13 protein-coding genes are annotated in these 15,962 nt (G+C 60.0%); 8 read left to right on the forward strand and 5 right to left on the reverse strand.

What is annotated here, in order from left to right:
- Positions 1 to 67 precede the first annotated feature (67 nt).
- The 5 genes from moaE to ACQRAX_RS12855 form a co-directional block, all read right to left on the reverse strand.
- Positions 68 to 514, reverse strand: a complete 447-nt coding sequence (gene moaE / locus ACQRAX_RS12835) for a molybdopterin synthase catalytic subunit MoaE (protein WP_412039835.1) — start codon at positions 512 to 514, stop codon at positions 68 to 70.
- 1 nt (position 515) lies between these two features.
- Positions 516 to 761 carry a MoaD/ThiS family protein gene (locus ACQRAX_RS12840; protein ID WP_412039836.1) on the reverse strand — a complete coding sequence of 82 codons (246 nt, stop codon included), beginning with the start codon at positions 759 to 761 and terminating at the stop codon, positions 516 to 518.
- Positions 758 to 1,234 (reverse strand): cyclic pyranopterin monophosphate synthase MoaC, encoded by a 477-nt coding sequence (gene moaC / locus ACQRAX_RS12845; protein WP_412039837.1) that lies wholly within the window; start codon positions 1,232 to 1,234, stop codon positions 758 to 760. Before moaC ends, ACQRAX_RS12840 begins: the two co-directional genes overlap by 4 nt.
- A gap of 96 nt (positions 1,235 to 1,330) precedes the next feature.
- Positions 1,331 to 2,725, reverse strand: a complete 1,395-nt coding sequence (locus ACQRAX_RS12850) for a PhoH family protein (RefSeq protein WP_412039838.1) — start codon at positions 2,723 to 2,725, stop codon at positions 1,331 to 1,333.
- Between the two features lie 341 nt (positions 2,726 to 3,066).
- The gene (locus tag ACQRAX_RS12855; protein ID WP_412039839.1) at positions 3,067 to 4,191 is read right to left on the reverse strand and encodes a polysaccharide deacetylase family protein; all 1,125 of its coding nucleotides are present in this window, start codon (positions 4,189 to 4,191) and stop codon (positions 3,067 to 3,069) included.
- Positions 4,192 to 4,325: 134 nt separating this feature from the next.
- Between ACQRAX_RS12855 and yaaA the strand changes: the two genes are divergently transcribed.
- The 8 genes from yaaA to ACQRAX_RS12895 all read left to right on the forward strand — a co-directional run bounded on the left by yaaA (position 4,326) and on the right by ACQRAX_RS12895 (position 15,961).
- Complete coding sequence (yaaA, locus tag ACQRAX_RS12860) at positions 4,326 to 5,105, forward strand: peroxide stress protein YaaA (protein WP_412039840.1); 780 nt, start codon at positions 4,326 to 4,328, stop codon at positions 5,103 to 5,105.
- Positions 5,106 to 5,880: 775 nt separating this feature from the next.
- Positions 5,881 to 7,197, forward strand: a complete 1,317-nt coding sequence (gene algD / locus ACQRAX_RS12865; RefSeq protein ID WP_412039841.1) for a GDP-mannose 6-dehydrogenase — start codon at positions 5,881 to 5,883, stop codon at positions 7,195 to 7,197.
- Between the two features lie 63 nt (positions 7,198 to 7,260).
- Positions 7,261 to 8,751: a mannuronan synthase gene (gene alg8 / locus ACQRAX_RS12870; protein WP_177327769.1), complete on the forward strand. Its 1,491-nt coding sequence runs from the start codon at positions 7,261 to 7,263 to the stop codon at positions 8,749 to 8,751.
- Between the two features lie 37 nt (positions 8,752 to 8,788).
- Positions 8,789 to 9,955 (forward strand): alginate biosynthesis protein Alg44, encoded by a 1,167-nt coding sequence (locus ACQRAX_RS12875; protein WP_412039842.1) that lies wholly within the window; start codon positions 8,789 to 8,791, stop codon positions 9,953 to 9,955.
- Between the two features lie 100 nt (positions 9,956 to 10,055).
- Complete coding sequence (gene algK, locus ACQRAX_RS12880) at positions 10,056 to 11,444, forward strand: alginate biosynthesis TPR repeat lipoprotein AlgK (protein WP_412039910.1); 1,389 nt, start codon at positions 10,056 to 10,058, stop codon at positions 11,442 to 11,444.
- Complete coding sequence (locus ACQRAX_RS12885; RefSeq protein WP_412039843.1) at positions 11,441 to 12,922, forward strand: alginate export family protein; 1,482 nt, start codon at positions 11,441 to 11,443, stop codon at positions 12,920 to 12,922. Before algK ends, ACQRAX_RS12885 begins: the two co-directional genes overlap by 4 nt.
- 18 nt (positions 12,923 to 12,940) lie before the next feature.
- On the forward strand, positions 12,941 to 14,506 hold the full coding sequence (gene algG / locus ACQRAX_RS12890) for a mannuronan 5-epimerase AlgG (RefSeq protein ID WP_412039844.1): 1,566 nt from the start codon (positions 12,941 to 12,943) through the stop codon (positions 14,504 to 14,506).
- 12 nt (positions 14,507 to 14,518) lie between these two features.
- On the forward strand, positions 14,519 to 15,961 hold the full coding sequence (locus ACQRAX_RS12895; RefSeq protein WP_412039845.1) for an alginate O-acetyltransferase: 1,443 nt from the start codon (positions 14,519 to 14,521) through the stop codon (positions 15,959 to 15,961).
- The last annotated feature ends 1 nt before the right edge of the window (position 15,962 follow it).

A 15,962-nucleotide genomic window follows, 5' to 3' on the forward strand; every position in this document is an offset into this window, starting at 1 on the left:
ATCATAGTGACTGGATGACGACTGCTTCGCAGCCGATCGCAGCCTGTCGGCAGCGGCTACAAATTGCCTACCAACGCCCGGCAGCGTCTTCGTCACTCTGCTTGCCTTCAACCCAGCGCGGGCCATCCCCGGTCTGTTCCTTCTTCCAGAACGGGGCACGAGTCTTGAGGTAGTCCATGATGAAATTGCAGGCATCGAACGCTGCCTGGCGATGGGCGCTGGCCACGCCAACAAAGACAATCGGCTCACCAGGCTCAAGCGCGCCGATACGATGCAGCACCTCGACCTTGAGCAGCGGCCAACGCTGCTCAGCCTCAACGACGATCTTGGCCAGTGCCTTTTCGGTCATCCCCGGATAATGCTCCAGGAGCATCCCCGCCACGTCCTGGCCATCGTTGAAGTCGCGCACATAGCCAACAAAACCGACCACCGCACCGACACCGACATTGGCGGCATGCATGGCATTGACTTCAACACCCGGGTCAAACGCCTGGTTCTGGACTCGAACGCTCATCTCAGCCTCCGGTCACGGGCGGAAAGAACGCGACTACGTCGCCGTCGACCACCGCTTCGTCGAGCTTGCACAACTCTTCGTTGCGCGCGCACATCAGGTTCTGCTCGTTCAGGACTTCGTACTTGCCACCCTTTGCAAGCAAAGCATTGCGCACGTCGTCCAGTGTCGCGAATTCACCTTCAAGCTTCTCGCTTTCCACGCCCAGGGCTTCTCGGTAGCGGGCGAAATACATCACCTCAATGCTCATTTCACGTCATCCGCCTGGTAGTGGCCGCTTTTGCCGCCGAGCTTTTCCAGCACCCGCACGCCGTCGATGATCATGCCGCGATCAACCGCCTTGCACATATCGTAAATGGTCAGCGCAGCGACACTGGCAGCGGTCAGCGCTTCCATTTCCACGCCGGTCTGCCCGGCCAGCTTGCAGCGGGCAACGATGTACACGGTGTCATTGCCTTCGGCACTGAGCTCGACCTTGACGCTGGTCAGCAGCAACGGATGGCACAGTGGGATCAGGTCGCTGGTCTTCTTCGCCGCCTGGATCCCGGCAATACGCGCCACCGCGAAGACATCACCCTTGGGGTGCTCGCCATCGACAATCATCTGCAGGGTTTCGGGGAGCATGCGCACCCGCGCTTCAGCCACAGCCTCACGCGAGGTCACGGCTTTTTCGGTAACGTCGACCATATTGGCGCGACCTTGGGAATCGAGATGAGTCAGCACAGCCTTCCTCCTGTTCAGGAGCAAAGAGTGTAAACCCTAGGGTCTGGATATCGCAGCGAAAAAAACCGGGCGGCATGGCCGCCCGGTGGCTGGAGGTTACAGGTGCGACTCGGCGTATTCGGCCAGAATCGAACGCGGCACACCCTGCAGGGTAATGTGCACGCCGTTGGGGAAGTCCTTGAAACGCTCGGTCAGGTAGGTCAGGCCGGAGCTGGTGGCGGACAGGTAAGGGGTATCGATCTGCGCCAGGTTGCCCAGACAGATCACTTTCGAACCGGTACCGGCACGGGTGATGATGGTTTTCATCTGGTGCGGGGTGAGGTTCTGGCATTCGTCGATCAGGATCAGGCTCTGCTGGAAGCTGCGACCGCGAATGTAGTTCAGTGACTTGAACTGCAGCGGCACCCGTTCAAGGATGTAGTCGACACTGCCATGGGTGTTTTCATCATCCATGTGCAACGCTTCGAGGTTGTCGGTGATGGCCCCCAGCCAGGGCTCCATTTTTTCCGCTTCGGTACCCGGCAGGAAGCCGATTTCCTGGTCCAGCCCCTGCACACTGCGGGTGGCAATGATGCGCCGGTAGCGCTTGCTGACCATGGTCTGCTCAATGGCCGCAGCCAGGGCCAGGATGGTTTTACCGGAGCCGGCAGCACCGGTCAGGTTGACCAGATGAATGTCCGGATCGAGCAGTGCGAACAGCGCCAGGCTCTGATGAATGTCGCGCGGCTTCAGGCCCCAGGCTTCCTGGTGCAACAGCGGCTCCTGGTGCAGGTCGAGTAGCAGCAGCTCGTCGTCTTTGATGCCCTTGATCCAGCCGACAAAGCCCTGCTCGTCAATGATGAACTCGTTGATGTGCACCGCTGGCAGGTTGTCGATCATCTGCACCCGGTGCCAGGTGCGACCACGCTCCTGGCGGGTTTCGACTTTGCTGACCCGGTCCCAGAACGAACCGGTGACGCTGTGATAGCCCTTGGACAGCAGCGACACGTCGTCAACCAGTTGGTCAGTGCTGTAGTCCTCGGCCGCGATCCCACAGGCGCGGGCCTTGAGGCGCATGTTGATGTCTTTGGTCACCAGCACCACATCCAGTTCCTTGCGCCGACTGCGCAGTTCCAGCAACTGGTTGATGATGATGTTGTCGTTGAGGTTTTCCGGCAGCAAGCGGTTCGGCTCGTTGCGCGGGCTCATCAGAATCGACAGAAAACCCTTGGGCCCGCTCTTGCCGCGCTGAATCGGAACGCCCAGCTCGACATCGGCAGGCGATGCATCGCCCAGGGTCTGGTCGATCAGGCGGATGGCCTGGCGACATTCGGCAGCGATGGTTTGTTTTCCGGTCTTGAGCTTGTCGAGCTCCTCCAGCACCGTCATCGGGATGGCGACGTGGTGCTCCTCGAAATTGAGCAAGGCGTTTGGATCGTGGATCAGTACATTGGTATCGAGCACATAAAGGATTGGCTGGTTGGAGGAAGTGGTGCGTCCTTGATCATCCATACTCGGTCACCTTTGTGGGAGCCATACAACGCAATACCTAAACGGTGCTGCGCCGTGAAGTGGCCGCCGGTTCTCCCCTGCTCCGCGTCGTTACGGTAGGGAAGCTGCCCACAGAGCGTGATGCCCAATGACGCCACCTGTGATGCAGGGTTCGGCGGTCTGTCTTCTTGATACAGCAAAACCCATGACCGAAAAAAGCATTTTTACGTATTTTTGAAGTTTATTTTTCGCCATGGCATTTAGACCTTGGCCTGTGGTCAAAGCACCGCTACAGTCATAAATCCAGCCTCATGAAATGCGTGTAGCATTTTCTTCCTGAGCAGGCCGTTTCCAGCTTGATTTCAGATGTTGCCCGCGTAATGTCGGCAATCTTCCCAGCCAATCCCACTCTGTGCCGTCTGCTTCAGCAGCCAGGCGACAGCGTCCTGGGCCTTGGGCTGCACGTCATGAAACTGGATCACGCCACGGCGCCACAGCAGCATCAGCGTCAGCACTCGCTGCGCCGACTGTTCGGCGCTCAGCGCGCCCTGGTCCTGGGCGTCAATGTTCCACAGCAGCACTTGCAGCCCTTGGCTGGCAAAGAACCCTTCGCTGTCGGCGCGGCGCTGGCCATAGGGCGGCCTGAACAGCGGTACATACTGATCGGGCAGGTCCGCCTGCACCTGCGCCTGACTGCGCAGTACCGATTGCTGCCAGTCCTGCCATTGCCCGTGGGAACGATACTGCCAACCTTGAACCCCCACGCACTGGCCTTTGTAGATCGCGCGCAGGTCCGCCAGCGAAGTCTTGTCGCGGCGCATTTGCAAGCTGTTGCCGAGCACGAAGAAGGTCGCGCCGAGCTTCTGTCGGCGCAGATAGTCGGTCAGGCTATCGGTGCCGCCGACCGGGCTTGGGCCTGAGTCGAAGGTCAGCATGAACAGCCGGTCGTTGAGTTCATCACCATTGCGTTCGCTGTCCGAGTAACGCTCGATCTCGCTAGCGGTCTGCGGGAACAAGGCGGCTTTGTGCAAGAGTTCGTCCAGGTAACGCTGATGGAACTCGCGGCTGGGTTCAGCCCAGCGGGTATAGAAAGAGTCGCTGGTCACTTCGAACTTCGCCGCCTGCTGGCGCAACTCGGCCAGACTGTCAATGGCATAGCAGAACGAGGCATCCTGTTCACAGCTCTGCTGGGCCCGGTCATAGTTGCGCCATAACCGCTGCCACAGACGCGAGCGCACCTGATTGATCGAGGCCAGATTGATCTGTTTAAGCCCCAGGCGTGCAGCCAAAGCCGACTCATCGAGCGCTTCACTGGCCTCCAGGGCCTGAGCGAAGGCGAGAATCTCGGCCCGTGAGGCGACATCGAACAGCGCCGGGCTGTTGAGCTGCTCTGGCCAATGATCACGCTCAAAGGTCGCTGGCGGCACAGGCGCTGCTTGCACGGCAACGCTCAATAACCCGCTCAGTAGTAGAAAAGCAATGCGCACGGTCAAACTCTCCGATTTCCTCGCCGCGCACTATAACGTCAAGCGTCGGGATGGTCTGTGGCTATCGGCGTCATAGCTGGAGATCAGCGCCCCCGCCCCGTAGAATTGCCCCCACGATTCAAGGAGCCCGACCCATGCTGACGGTGATTTCCCCCGCCAAGACCCTCGACTACGACACCCCGCCGGTAACCCAGCGCTACACCCAGCCACAGTACCTGGATGATTCCCAGGAGCTGATCGTGCAACTGCGTGAGTTGTCGCCCGCGCAAATCAGCGAGCTGATGCACCTCTCCGACAAGCTCGCCGGCCTCAATGCCGCGCGTTTCGGCAGCTGGACTCCGGCCTTCACCCCGGACAACGCGAAGCAGGCGCTGCTGGCCTTCAAGGGGGACGTGTACACCGGTCTCGACGCGCAAAGCCTAAGTGAAGACGACTTCAGCTACGCCCAGGACCACCTGCGCATGCTCTCGGGCCTATACGGCCTGCTGCGCCCACTGGACCTGATGCAACCCTACCGTCTGGAAATGGGCACCAAACTGGCCAACGCCCGCGGCAAGGACCTGTATGCCTTCTGGGGCACACGCATTAGCGAATGGCTGAACCAGGCCTTGGCCGAACAAGGTGATGACCTGCTGCTGAACCTGGCCAGCAATGAATACTTCAGTGCGGTCAAACGCAACGCCCTCAAGGCGCGGATCATCAATACCGAGTTCCGTGACTTCAAAAATGGCCAGTACAAGATCATCAGCTTCTATGCCAAGAAAGCCCGCGGCATGATGAGCCGCTTCGTGATCCAGGAGCGCATCAACGATCCCGAGCAGCTGAAGCAGTTCGACGTGCAGGGCTACTACTACAGTGCCGAGCAGTCGAAGCCGGATAACCTGGTGTTTCTGCGCGATCATCCGGACGCATAAATCCCCTCGGGCTGCTCTGCAGCCCATCGCCGGCAAGGCCGGCTCCTACAGAAAACGCAAACATCAGCCCCAGCTGCGTCATATTTTCGGCGCCAATTAAACGACTGCCTGTTGTTATCGCAAAACGCCATAAGACCGTTCGTAGTTTTTTGACGAATTTCGAAAAATAATTTTCGATACTGGCACAAAAACATCTCCGGCCGAGTTCGTCCTTTATATACAGGGACGAAACCGTCCCGTGCTATCAAAGTGAAAGTACTGGCACTTTGAAAAATATTTAAAAATCTTTCACGACCACTGAACCGCTTCTGGAACTTATCCCCTCGCCCATCGCTCATACCACCGGTAACGATTCTCGAGCGTCGTGTGAGAGATGACCTACAGCACTGTTGGAGGCGCACAGAAACTGTGCACTTCAATAACTCCGACATGAATGTCGATAATTGAATTTCAGTTACGCCCAGGAGATCCGCGCCCAATAAAATCGTCCTAGTGGTTGATTTCAATGGATTTTATCCGCTTGAAAGAGCAAGCACTGCAGTATCTGAAAACAGAACTGCAATAAAGACGGCTGCATTTAAGGGCACGCCCACAATTATTGGCCATTGGCTGCCAACTTTGAGTGCAGATTATTTTGCACTCCATATTTATATGCCTGCGAACGCTGAAGTGACATCTTTTTGCCACAACTCCGCTCGCCCGGTAATTGCTGGTTAATCAACCCGATCTGGCTCTTCTAGTTGAGCCGGCATGATAAACACATGAGGTGATAGCGATGCGTATCAGCATCTTTGGTTTGGGTTATGTAGGTGCAGTCTGTGCTGGCTGCCTGTCCGCACGGGGTCATGAAGTGATTGGCGTGGATGTTTCCAAGACCAAGATCGACCTGATCAACCAGGGCAAATCGCCAATTGTCGAACCCGGGCTTGAAGCACTCTTGCAACAGGGCATCGATACCGGTCGCCTGCGTGGCACCACCGACTTTGCTGCTGCGATCCGCGACAGTGACCTGTCGATGATCTGCGTCGGTACGCCGAGCAAGAAGAACGGTGACCTGGGCCTGGAATACATCGAGTCGGTGTGCCGCGAGATCGGCTTTGTACTGCGCGAAAAAGCCAGCCGCCACACCATCGTGGTACGTAGCACCGTGTTGCCAGGCACCGTCAAGAACGTGGTCATCCCGATTCTCGAAGACTGCTCGGGGAAAAAAGCCGGTGTCGATTTCGGCGTGGCGGTGAACCCGGAGTTCCTGCGTGAAAGCACCGCGATCAAAGACTACGACCAGCCACCGATGACCGTTATCGGTGAATTGGACAAGGCCAGCGGCGACGTTCTGCAGTCGCTGTATGAAGAGCTCGACGCACCGATCATCCGCAAGGACATCGAAGTCGCCGAGATGATCAAGTACACCTGCAACGTCTGGCACGCAGCCAAAGTGACCTTCGCCAACGAGATCGGCAACATCGCCAAAGCGGTCGGTGTCGATGGCCGTGAAGTGATGGACGTGGTCTGTCAGGACAAGGCCCTGAACCTCTCGCAGTACTACATGCGCCCAGGTTTCGCCTTTGGCGGCTCGTGCCTGCCCAAGGACGTACGCGCCCTGACCTACCGCGCCAGCAGCCTGGACATCAAAGCACCGCTGCTCAACTCGCTGATGACCAGCAACGAATCACAGGTGCAGAACGCCTTCGACATCATCGAAAGCCACGACAAGCGCAAGGTCGCCCTGCTCGGCCTGAGCTTCAAGGCCGGCACCGACGACCTGCGTGAAAGCCCGTTGGTGGAACTGGCCGAGCGCCTGATCGGCAAGGGTTACGAACTGAACATCTACGACAGCAACGTCGAGTACGCCCGCGTGCACGGTGCGAACAAGGACTATATCGAGTCGAAGATCCCGCACGTCTCATCGCTGCTCAATTCCGACTTCGATCAGGTCATCAACCACGCCGACGTAATCGTTCTGGGCAACCGCGACGAGAAGTTCCGCGCCCTCGCCCAACAAGCGCCCGAAGGCAAGCAGGTCATCGACCTGGTCGGCTTCATGAGCAAGGCCACCTCCCCGGCCACCCGCACTGAAGGCATCTGCTGGTAACCCGGCAGGCGGCGCAGGGCCTTCGGGCCCTGTGCAACACCTTATTCTCCCCACTGGATACGGATGCAGAACATGCAAAGGCTCAAGCACGGCCTGCTACAGGTCGCCGGTTGGTTGTTCTACGTGAGCTTGCTCATGTTGATCGCCCTGGCCTTGCCCAACTCCATTTTCGACCCCGACTCGAAGGATTTCATTTTCCTCGTCGGCGCCGTCGGTATCTGGCGCTATTCCATGGGTGCCACGCACTTTGTGCGCGGCATGCTGTTTCTCTACGTGGTCTACCCGCTGCTGCGCCGCAAGGTGCGCAAACTGGGCAGTGCCGCTGATCCGTCCCACGTTTACCTGATGGTCACCAGTTTTCGCATCGACGCCCTGACCACCGCCCAGGTCTACAGCTCGGTGATCCGCGAAGCGATCGACTGTGGCTACCCGACCACAGTGGTGTGCTCGTTGGTGGAAATGTCCGATGAGCTGCTGGTGAAAAGCCTCTGGGAAAAATTCAACCCGCCAGACCGCGTCACCCTGGACTTCGTGCGTATCGCCGGTACCGGCAAGCGTGATGGCCTGGCCTATGGTTTCCGGGCTATCTCCCGCCACCTGCCAGACGAGAACGCCGTGGTCGCGGTGATCGACGGTGACACCGTGCTCGGCGAAGGTGTGGTGCGCAAGACCGTGCCCTGGTTCAAGCTGTTCGGCAATGTCGGCGGCCTGACCACCAACGAATTCTGCGAAGTGCGCGGCGGCTACATCATGAGCGAGTGGCACAAGCTGCGCTTCGCCCAACGCCACATCAACATGTGCTCGATGGCCCTGTCCAAGCGCGTGTTGACCATGACCGGGCGGATGTCAGTATTTCGCGCCGCCGTGGTGACCAACCCTGAGTTCATCAAGGACGTTGAAAACGACTCGCTGCAGCACTGGCGCCTGGGCCGCTTCAAGTTCCTCACCGGTGACGACAAGTCCAGCTGGTTCAGCCTCATGCGCCTGGGCTACGACACTTTCTACGTGCCGGATGCAGCAATCAACACGGTCGAGCACCCACCGGAAAAAAGCTTCATCAAAGCCAGCCGCAAGCTGATGTACCGCTGGTATGGCAACAACCTGCGGCAGAACTCGCGGGCCCTGGGCCTGGGTATCCGTCGTCTGGGCCTGTTCACCAGCGTGGTGCTGTTCGACCAGCGCGTATCGATGTGGACCAGCCTGCTGGGCCTGACGGTCGCGGTGATTGCCAGCCTCAAGTTCGGCCCAGGGTTCCTCTTGGTCTACCTGCTGTGGATCGGCATCACCCGCCTGATCTTGACCCTCATGCTGCTGTGCTCGGGACACAAGATCGGCCCGGCCTACCCGCTGATTCTTTATTACAACCAGATCGTCGGCGCGATCATGAAGATCTACGTGTTCTTCCGCCTCGACAAGCAGTCCTGGACACGCCAGCCCACTGCCCTCAAACGCGACCTCGCCAGCTTTCAACAATGGTTCAACACCTGGTCCTCCCGGACCATGACCTTCTCGGCGGCCAGCATCTTCATTGCTGTGCTGTTCATGGTCGTGTGAGCCGGAACCCGATTGGATTAAACAGGAACAAATCGCCATGAATACCGCCGTGAACGTCAATGTCGTGCATGAGTCCGAAGCCCAGCGCCAGCACGCCCGGGTGCGCATCCCGGCCAAGCTGCGCTACCTGGGGAGCAACCGCGAAACCCTGGAAGTGAAGGTCGATGACCTGTCTGCCGGGGGCCTGAGCTTCCATGCCAAACACCCGCTGAAAGTCGGCGAGGTGTTGCGCGGCCGCTTGCAGTTCACCGTCGACAAACTCGGCCTGGCCATGGACATCGAGTTCCAGGTGCGCTCGTTCGATACTTCCAGCGGTCGTACCGGCGTGCAGTTCCAGAACCTTGAGCCACGCGATATTGCCACCCTGCGCCACATCATCACCTCGCACCTGTCCGGCGAGCTGATCACCATTGGCGACGTGCTCAGCACGCTGCAGCGCGACAACTTCACCAAGGCGCGCAAACAGAAAGACAGCAGTGGCGGCATGAGTGCCTTTGGCCGCCTGCGCGCGGTGACCTTCAGCCTCGGTGTGTTCGTGGTCGGCGTCGCCGCCTTCGGCTTCATCGCCAAGTCGGTGTATGGCGTGTACTTCGTCAGCCATGCCCAGGCCGGCGTGGTCAGCGTGCCGACCACCAACGTCACCATGCCTCGCGATGGCACCGTGCAAAGTCTGGTCGAAAGTGGTGGCAGCATCGTTAAAGGGGCGCCGTTGGCGTCATTCAGCACCAGCATGCTGGACATGCTCAAGGGTCACCTGGATGACCAGCAGCTAGAGCCGAGCAAAGTTGAAGAGCTGTTCGGCAAGCAAATGAGCGGCACCCTGACCAGCCCTTGCGATTGCGTCGTCGCCCGCCAGCTGGTGGATGACGGTCAGTACGCGAGCAAAGGCCAGGTGATCTTCCAACTGATTCCGCGCACCGCTAATCCAACCATCGAGGCGCGCTTCAGCTATCGCCAGTTCGATGACGTCAAGCCAGGTGCTCGGGTCGACTTCCAGATTGCCGGTGAAGACCAATGGCGCACTGGCGAAATCGTCAGCAGCACCAGCCTGAACAGCGAAGACCTGTCTTCGGACATCCGCGTGCAGATCAAGCCACAGGGTGCCTTGCCCAGCGAGCTGGCCGGTCGCCCGGTAGCGGTAGACAGCAATCGTGGCCCGTCGCTGGACTGGCTGATCGACAAAGCCGTTGCCCGTGGCCTTTAAGGGAGACATGCCGGTGAACGCCAAGAACACCACCCTCAGTGTAGGAGTCGGCCTTGCCGGCGAAGGGCTGCACAGCAGCCCCAGCGGCTCCAGCTCGCGGATGATGCTGTGCAGCCTGGCCCTGGCGGTCAGCCTGGCTGGCTGCGCCGGCCTGCCCGATCAGCGCCTGGCCAACGAAGCGCTCAAGCGCGGCGACACCGCCCTGGCCGAGCAGAACTATCGGCAGTTGGCCGACCTCGGCTACAGCGAGGCGCAAGTGGGCCTGGCCGATATCCAGGTGGAAACCCGCGACCCGGCCAAGCTCAAGGAAGCCGAAGCCACCTACCGCGCTGCCGCCGAGATTTCGCCGCGGGCCCAGGCCCGTCTGGGTCGCCTGCTGGCCGCCAAACCCGGCGCGACTGAAGCCGAACGCCAGGAAGCCGAAACCCTACTGAAAAAAGCCTTCGCCAATGGCGAGGGTAACACCCTGATCCCGCTGGCGATGCTCTACCTGCAATACCCGCAGAGCTTCCCCAGCACCAATGCACAACAGCAGATCAATCAGTGGCGCGCGGCCGGTTACCCAGAAGCCGGCTTGGCCCAGGTCCTGCTGTACCGCACCCAGAACACCTACGACCAACACTTGGACGAGGTCGAGCGTATCTGCAAGGCCGCGCTGACAACCACCGACGTGTGCTACGTCGAGCTGGCGACCGTTTACCAGAAACGCGGCCAAGCCGAGCAGCAAGCCGCATTGATCGAGCAAGTGAAAAGCGCCTACCAGCGCGGCGTGATTCCAGCCACCCGCGTCGACAGCGTCGCCCGTGTACTGGCCGACCGTAGCTTGGGTCAGACCGACGAAAAAACCGCTCAGGCGCTGCTTGAGCAAGTGGCTCCCGTCAACCCGGCCTCCTGGGTCAGCCTGGCGCAGTTGATTTACGACTTCCCCGAACTTGGCGACACCGACAAGCTGATGGAATACATCGACAAGGGCCGCGCGGCTGAACAACCCCGTGCCGAACTGTTGCTGGGACGCCTGTATTACGAAGGCAAGACCGTGCCGGCCGATGCAGAAAAAGCCGAAAGCCACCTGCAAAGCGCCGCCGACGCGGGTGAAATCAGCGCCCATTACTACCTGGGTCAGCTGTATCGCCGTGGCTATTTGGGCAACGTCGATCCGCAGAAAGCGGTCGATCATCTGCTCACGGCCGCCCGCGGCGGCCAGCTCAGTGCCGATTACGCCCTGGCGCAATTGTTCAGCGAAGGCCATGGCATTCGCCAGGACCTGGTCAACGCCTGGGTCTTCAGCCAACTGGCGCAGGCCAACCCCAGCGAGCAATCCCAGGCGCTGGCCGCCGAGCTCGACCAGCAACTCACCACCCCCCAAAAAGCCCAGGCCGAACGCCTGTTGCAACAAGAGCGCCAGGCCCGTGGCGCCATCGGCCAAGGCGCAGGCGCCCTGGCCCTGCAAGCTGTGCAAGCACCTGAAGAAGGCGAGGATTCCCTATGACGCTCAATCCGTGGATGAAAGCCGGCCTTGGCCTTGGCTTCGCCCTGCTGTGGTCGTGCCCGACCCTGGCGGCCATGACCGCTGAAAAGAACTTTGGCCTGGATGTGAAAATCACCGGCCAGTCCGAGGATGACCGTGACCTGGGCACCCGCTCCGGTGGCGACGTCAACGGTGTGGGCCTGGATCTGCGCCCTTGGGTGTACGGCGAACGTGGCAACTGGAGTGCCTTTGCCATGGGCCAGGCGGTGACCGCGACCGACATTATCGAAACAGACACCCTGCGCCAGTCCGGTGATGGTGCTGAATCCGACAGCAGCCGCGCCGATGGCCGCGAAGCGGACAAAAGCTACTTGGCGATGCGTGAATTCTGGGTTGGCTACAGCGGCTTCACCGCCTACCCGGGCGAGGAACTGCGCTTCGGTCGCCAGCGCCTGCGCAACGAAGACGGCATGTGGCGCGACACCAACATCGAAGCGCTGAACTGGACCTTCGACACCACCTTGCTACGCGCCAACCTCGGTGTCGCCGAACGCTTCAGCGAATACCGCACCGACCTCACCGAACTGGCTCCGGAAGACAAGGACCGTCTGCACGTCTACGGTGACATTGCCACACAGTGGACGCCCGGGCATTGGGTCGGCGTGCGCGCCCACCACACCCATGACGACGGCAACCTGAAAAATCCGGGCGAAACCGTCGATGAGCTGGACAAGACCCGCACCGGCGATCTGACCTGGCTGGGCCTTGAGGCCAACAGCGATGCCTACAACTGGCGCAACCAGAACCCGGTCAATTACTGGGGCAGTGTGACCTGGCTGACCGGTGATCGCGACAGCCTCAACACCACCACGGTCAACGGCGAACAAGTGGCCAGCGGTAAGCAGAGTGGTGACGTCAACGCCTGGGCCACCGATCTGGGTGTGCGTTTTCGCCTTGATCCCAACTGGCAGGTCGGTGCCGCCTATGCCCGCGGCAGTGGCGGCGGTGGCAGCGACGGTTCGAGCAACTACGAGCAGACCGGCCTTGAGAGCAACCGTTCCAACTTCACCGGCACCCGCTCACGGGTACATCGCTTCGGTGAAGCCTTTCGCGGCGAACTTGGCAACCTGCAGGCGGCCACCCTGTTCACCTCCTGGCAACTGCGCGACGACTACGACGCCAGCCTGATCTATCACAAGTTCTGGCGTGTCGACGGTGACCAGAACATCGGCAGCAGTGGCATCAATGCCGTGGTCGATGACAACGGCATCAACCGTCCGCTGATTCAGGGCGAAAAAGACCTCGGTCAAGAGATGGACCTGGTGGTTACCAAGTACTTCAAACAGGGCCTGCTGCCAGCTGCCTTGAGCCAGTCAATCGACGAACCTTCAGCCCTGGTGCGTTTCCGTGGCGGCGTGTTCAAGCCGGGTGATGCCTACGGCAAGGAAGCGGATTCGTACATGCACCGCGCCTTCGTCGACGTGATCTGGCGCTTCTGATGCCTGGAGTGCACTGATATGAGCCTTCAATCAAACACCCTGCACGGTTTGCTGGCCGGCTCGCTACTGCTAGCCAGCAGCATCGCCCTGGCCAACAACCAGGCAGCGGTGCCCGTGGCCAAGGAACTGCAGCAGGCCAAGACTTACACGGTCAGCAGCGCGCCAATCGAGCCGCTGCAGATTCCAGCGCCGACCCTGCCCGACCTGTCCGGCTACACCTATGAGGCCGTGCAGAAGAAGATCCAACGCGCACATAAGGGCAAGGTCTCGGTGCGGCGCATGCTGCAAGAAACTGCACTCAAGGAATTCATCGGCGGCGACAACAAGATGGCCGAATGGGTAGCGCGCCAGCACGGCATTCCCCAGGCAATCTTCATCGACGACGGTCATGTGAATTTCACCGAACTGGTCAAACGCGTGCCCAAGCAGTACCTCAGCGAAACCGCGCCGGGCGTGTACCTGGCACGCCTGCCGATTGTGGTCGGGGAAAAGGGCGTGCTGGAGATCGATGGCAAGGTCAAGGAGCTGCGCCTGTCCCAGGAAGGCGGATCGTTCATCGTCAACGACGGCAAGCTGTTTGTCAGCGACACCCAGGTGACCGGCTGGCGCGAAAAGGACAATGGCCCGGCGACCTTCCGTTCGCCCAACGAATTCCGCCCGTTCCTTCTGTCTTGGGGCGGCACCGAGACCTACATTGTCAACAGCAAGATGGCCAGTTTCGGCTACGCCAAGAGTAAGTCGTACGGGGTGAGCATTTCCCAGTACACGCCGAACATGGCCAAGCAGATGAACCGCCCGGAACCCACCGGCTGGATCATCGGCTCGGAATTCAGCGACATGTGGTACGGCTTCTACTGCTACGAAACCAGCGACTTTGTGGTCAAGGACAGCACCTACCGCGACAACATCGTCTACGGCATCGACCCCCATGACCGTTCGCATCGGCTGATCATCGCCGGCAATACCGTCTACGGCACCAAGAAAAAGCACGGGATCATCGTCTCCCGTGAGGTCAACGACAGCTGGATCATCAACAACAAGAGCTACGACAACAAGCTCTCGGGCGTGGTGATCGACCGTAACAGCGTCAACAACCTGATCGCCTACAACGAGATTTACCGCAACCACACCGACGGCATCACCTTGTACGAAAGCGGCGACAACCTGATCTGGGGCAACAAGCTGATCAGCAACCGCCGCCACGGCATTCGCGTGCGTAACAGCGTGAACATTCGCCTGTACGAAAACGTCGCCATGGCCAACGGCCTGGTGGGTGTGTACGGGCACATCAAGGACCTTTCCGACACTGACCGCGACATCGCCCTCGACCCGTTCGACACCAAGGTCTCGCTGATCGTCGTCGGCGGAGAACTGGCGGCCAACGGCAGCGGCCCGCTGTCGATTGACTCGCCGTTGAGTGTGGAACTGTATCGGGTGTCGATGCTGGCACCGAGCAAGGCCAGCGGTATCAGCTTTTCCGGGGTGCTGGGTGAGCGTCAGGACGAGATCCTCGACCTGATGGTGCGCCAGCAGAAAGCCGTATTGATCGACCCGGTCGAGCGCCAGACCGAAATGGCGGATTAAGGAAGCCACGACATGACTCCACACCTGATGAAATTGCTTGGTCTGAGTGCTGCCATGCTGGCGATCAGCAGCGGCGCGCAGGCCGACACCGTACAGGCGCCGACCTTCAGCGCTGCGCCCTGCTGCCAGTTGTGCCCCGAAGCGCATGACGCCAGCCGCTACACCACCCGCTACCAACAGAACTTCACCACCCTGGTGCAAGCCCAGGGTGACTGGCTGTTCCGCACTCGCGAAGACCTGCGTACCGAATTCAACACCACTGCAGCCGGCTACAAACGCCTGCAGCAGTTGCACGACGCCTTCAAGGCCCGTGGCGTCGAGTTGGTAGTGGTGTACCAGCCGACTCGCGGCCTGGTGAACCGCAACATGCTCAAGCCAGCCGAAAAAGCGGCGTTCAACTATGAAAAGGCCCTGGGCAACTACCAGGCGATGCTCGCCCGCTTCAGCAAGATGGGCTACAACGTGCCCGATCTGTCGCCGCTGACCAACGAGCAACTGGCCGCCGCCGATCAGGGCAAGGATTTCTACTTCCGCGGTGACCAGCACTGGACGCCTTACGGCGCCGAGCGCGCAGCCAAGATCGTGGCTGACACCGTGCACAAGATGCCTGCGTTCGAAGGCATTCCACAGCGCGAATTCGAAAGCCACAAGTCCGGACGCATGGGCAAGACCGGCACCCTGCATAACGTCGCCGGGCAATTGTGCGGCACCAGTTATGCCGTGCAGTACATGGACCAGTTCACCACCGAGCCCAAGGGCGAAAGCGGCAGTGACGACCTGTTCGGCGATTCCGGCAATCCGCAGATCACCCTGGTCGGCACCAGCCACAGCGGTAAGAACTACAACTTCTCCGGTTTCCTGGAACAGTACATCGGTGCCGATGTACTCAACGTCGCCTTCCCCGGCGGTGGCCTTGAGGGTTCGATGATCCAGTACCTGGGCAGCGACGACTTCAAGAACAACCCACCGAAGATCCTCATCTGGGAATTCTCGCCGCTGTATCGTTTGGACCAGGAAACCATCTGGCGGCAGATGCTCGCGCTGCTCGACAACGGCTGCGAAGGTCGTCCTGCGCAGATGCACGCCAGTGCCACGCTCAAACCGGGCAAGAACGAACTGATGGTCAACGGCAAGGGGGGCGTGATCAAGGACCTGACCAATGGCCGTCACCAGTTGGACATCAAGTTCGAGGACACCTCGGTCAAGGTCCTGCAGGCTACCCTCTGGTACCTCAACGGCCGTCACGAAGACGTCAAGATCGAAAAACCCGAGACCTCCGACACCGATGGCCGCTTCGCCTTCCAGCTGCGCGAGGATGAAGACTGGGCCAGCCAGACCCTGCTTGCTGTGGAGGTCCAGGGCCCAGAAAGCGGTACCCAGAAGGTCGAGGCCACGCTGTGTAAACGCAACAACTTCGCCGGCAATGCGCAACGTACCGCGCACGCTGGCCAGTGAG

The organism is Pseudomonas sp. UM16, assembly GCF_050312595.1.
GTDB lineage: Bacteria > Pseudomonadota > Gammaproteobacteria > Pseudomonadales > Pseudomonadaceae > Aquipseudomonas.

Bases quoted from the DNA above. Each gene is read 5' to 3' on its own strand.
- moaE (WP_412039835.1), bottom strand. From the start codon at position 514: ATGAGCGTTCGAGTCCAGAACCAGGCGTTTGACCCGGGTGTTGAAGTC.
- ACQRAX_RS12840 (WP_412039836.1), bottom strand. From the start codon at position 761: ATGAGCATTGAGGTGATGTATTTCGCCCGCTACCGAGAAGCCCTGGGC.
- ACQRAX_RS12850 (WP_412039838.1), bottom strand. From the start codon at position 2,725: ATGGATGATCAAGGACGCACCACTTCCTCCAACCAGCCAATCCTTTAT.
- yaaA (WP_412039840.1), top strand. From the start codon at position 4,326: ATGCTGACGGTGATTTCCCCCGCCAAGACCCTCGACTACGACACCCCG.
- algD (WP_412039841.1), top strand. From the start codon at position 5,881: ATGCGTATCAGCATCTTTGGTTTGGGTTATGTAGGTGCAGTCTGTGCT.
- alg8 (WP_177327769.1), top strand. From the start codon at position 7,261: ATGCAGAACATGCAAAGGCTCAAGCACGGCCTGCTACAGGTCGCCGGT.
- ACQRAX_RS12875 (WP_412039842.1), top strand. From the start codon at position 8,789: ATGAATACCGCCGTGAACGTCAATGTCGTGCATGAGTCCGAAGCCCAG.
- algK (WP_412039910.1), top strand. From the start codon at position 10,056: ATGATGCTGTGCAGCCTGGCCCTGGCGGTCAGCCTGGCTGGCTGCGCC.
- ACQRAX_RS12885 (WP_412039843.1), top strand. From the start codon at position 11,441: ATGACGCTCAATCCGTGGATGAAAGCCGGCCTTGGCCTTGGCTTCGCC.
- algG (WP_412039844.1), top strand. From the start codon at position 12,941: ATGAGCCTTCAATCAAACACCCTGCACGGTTTGCTGGCCGGCTCGCTA.
- ACQRAX_RS12895 (WP_412039845.1), top strand. From the start codon at position 14,519: ATGACTCCACACCTGATGAAATTGCTTGGTCTGAGTGCTGCCATGCTG.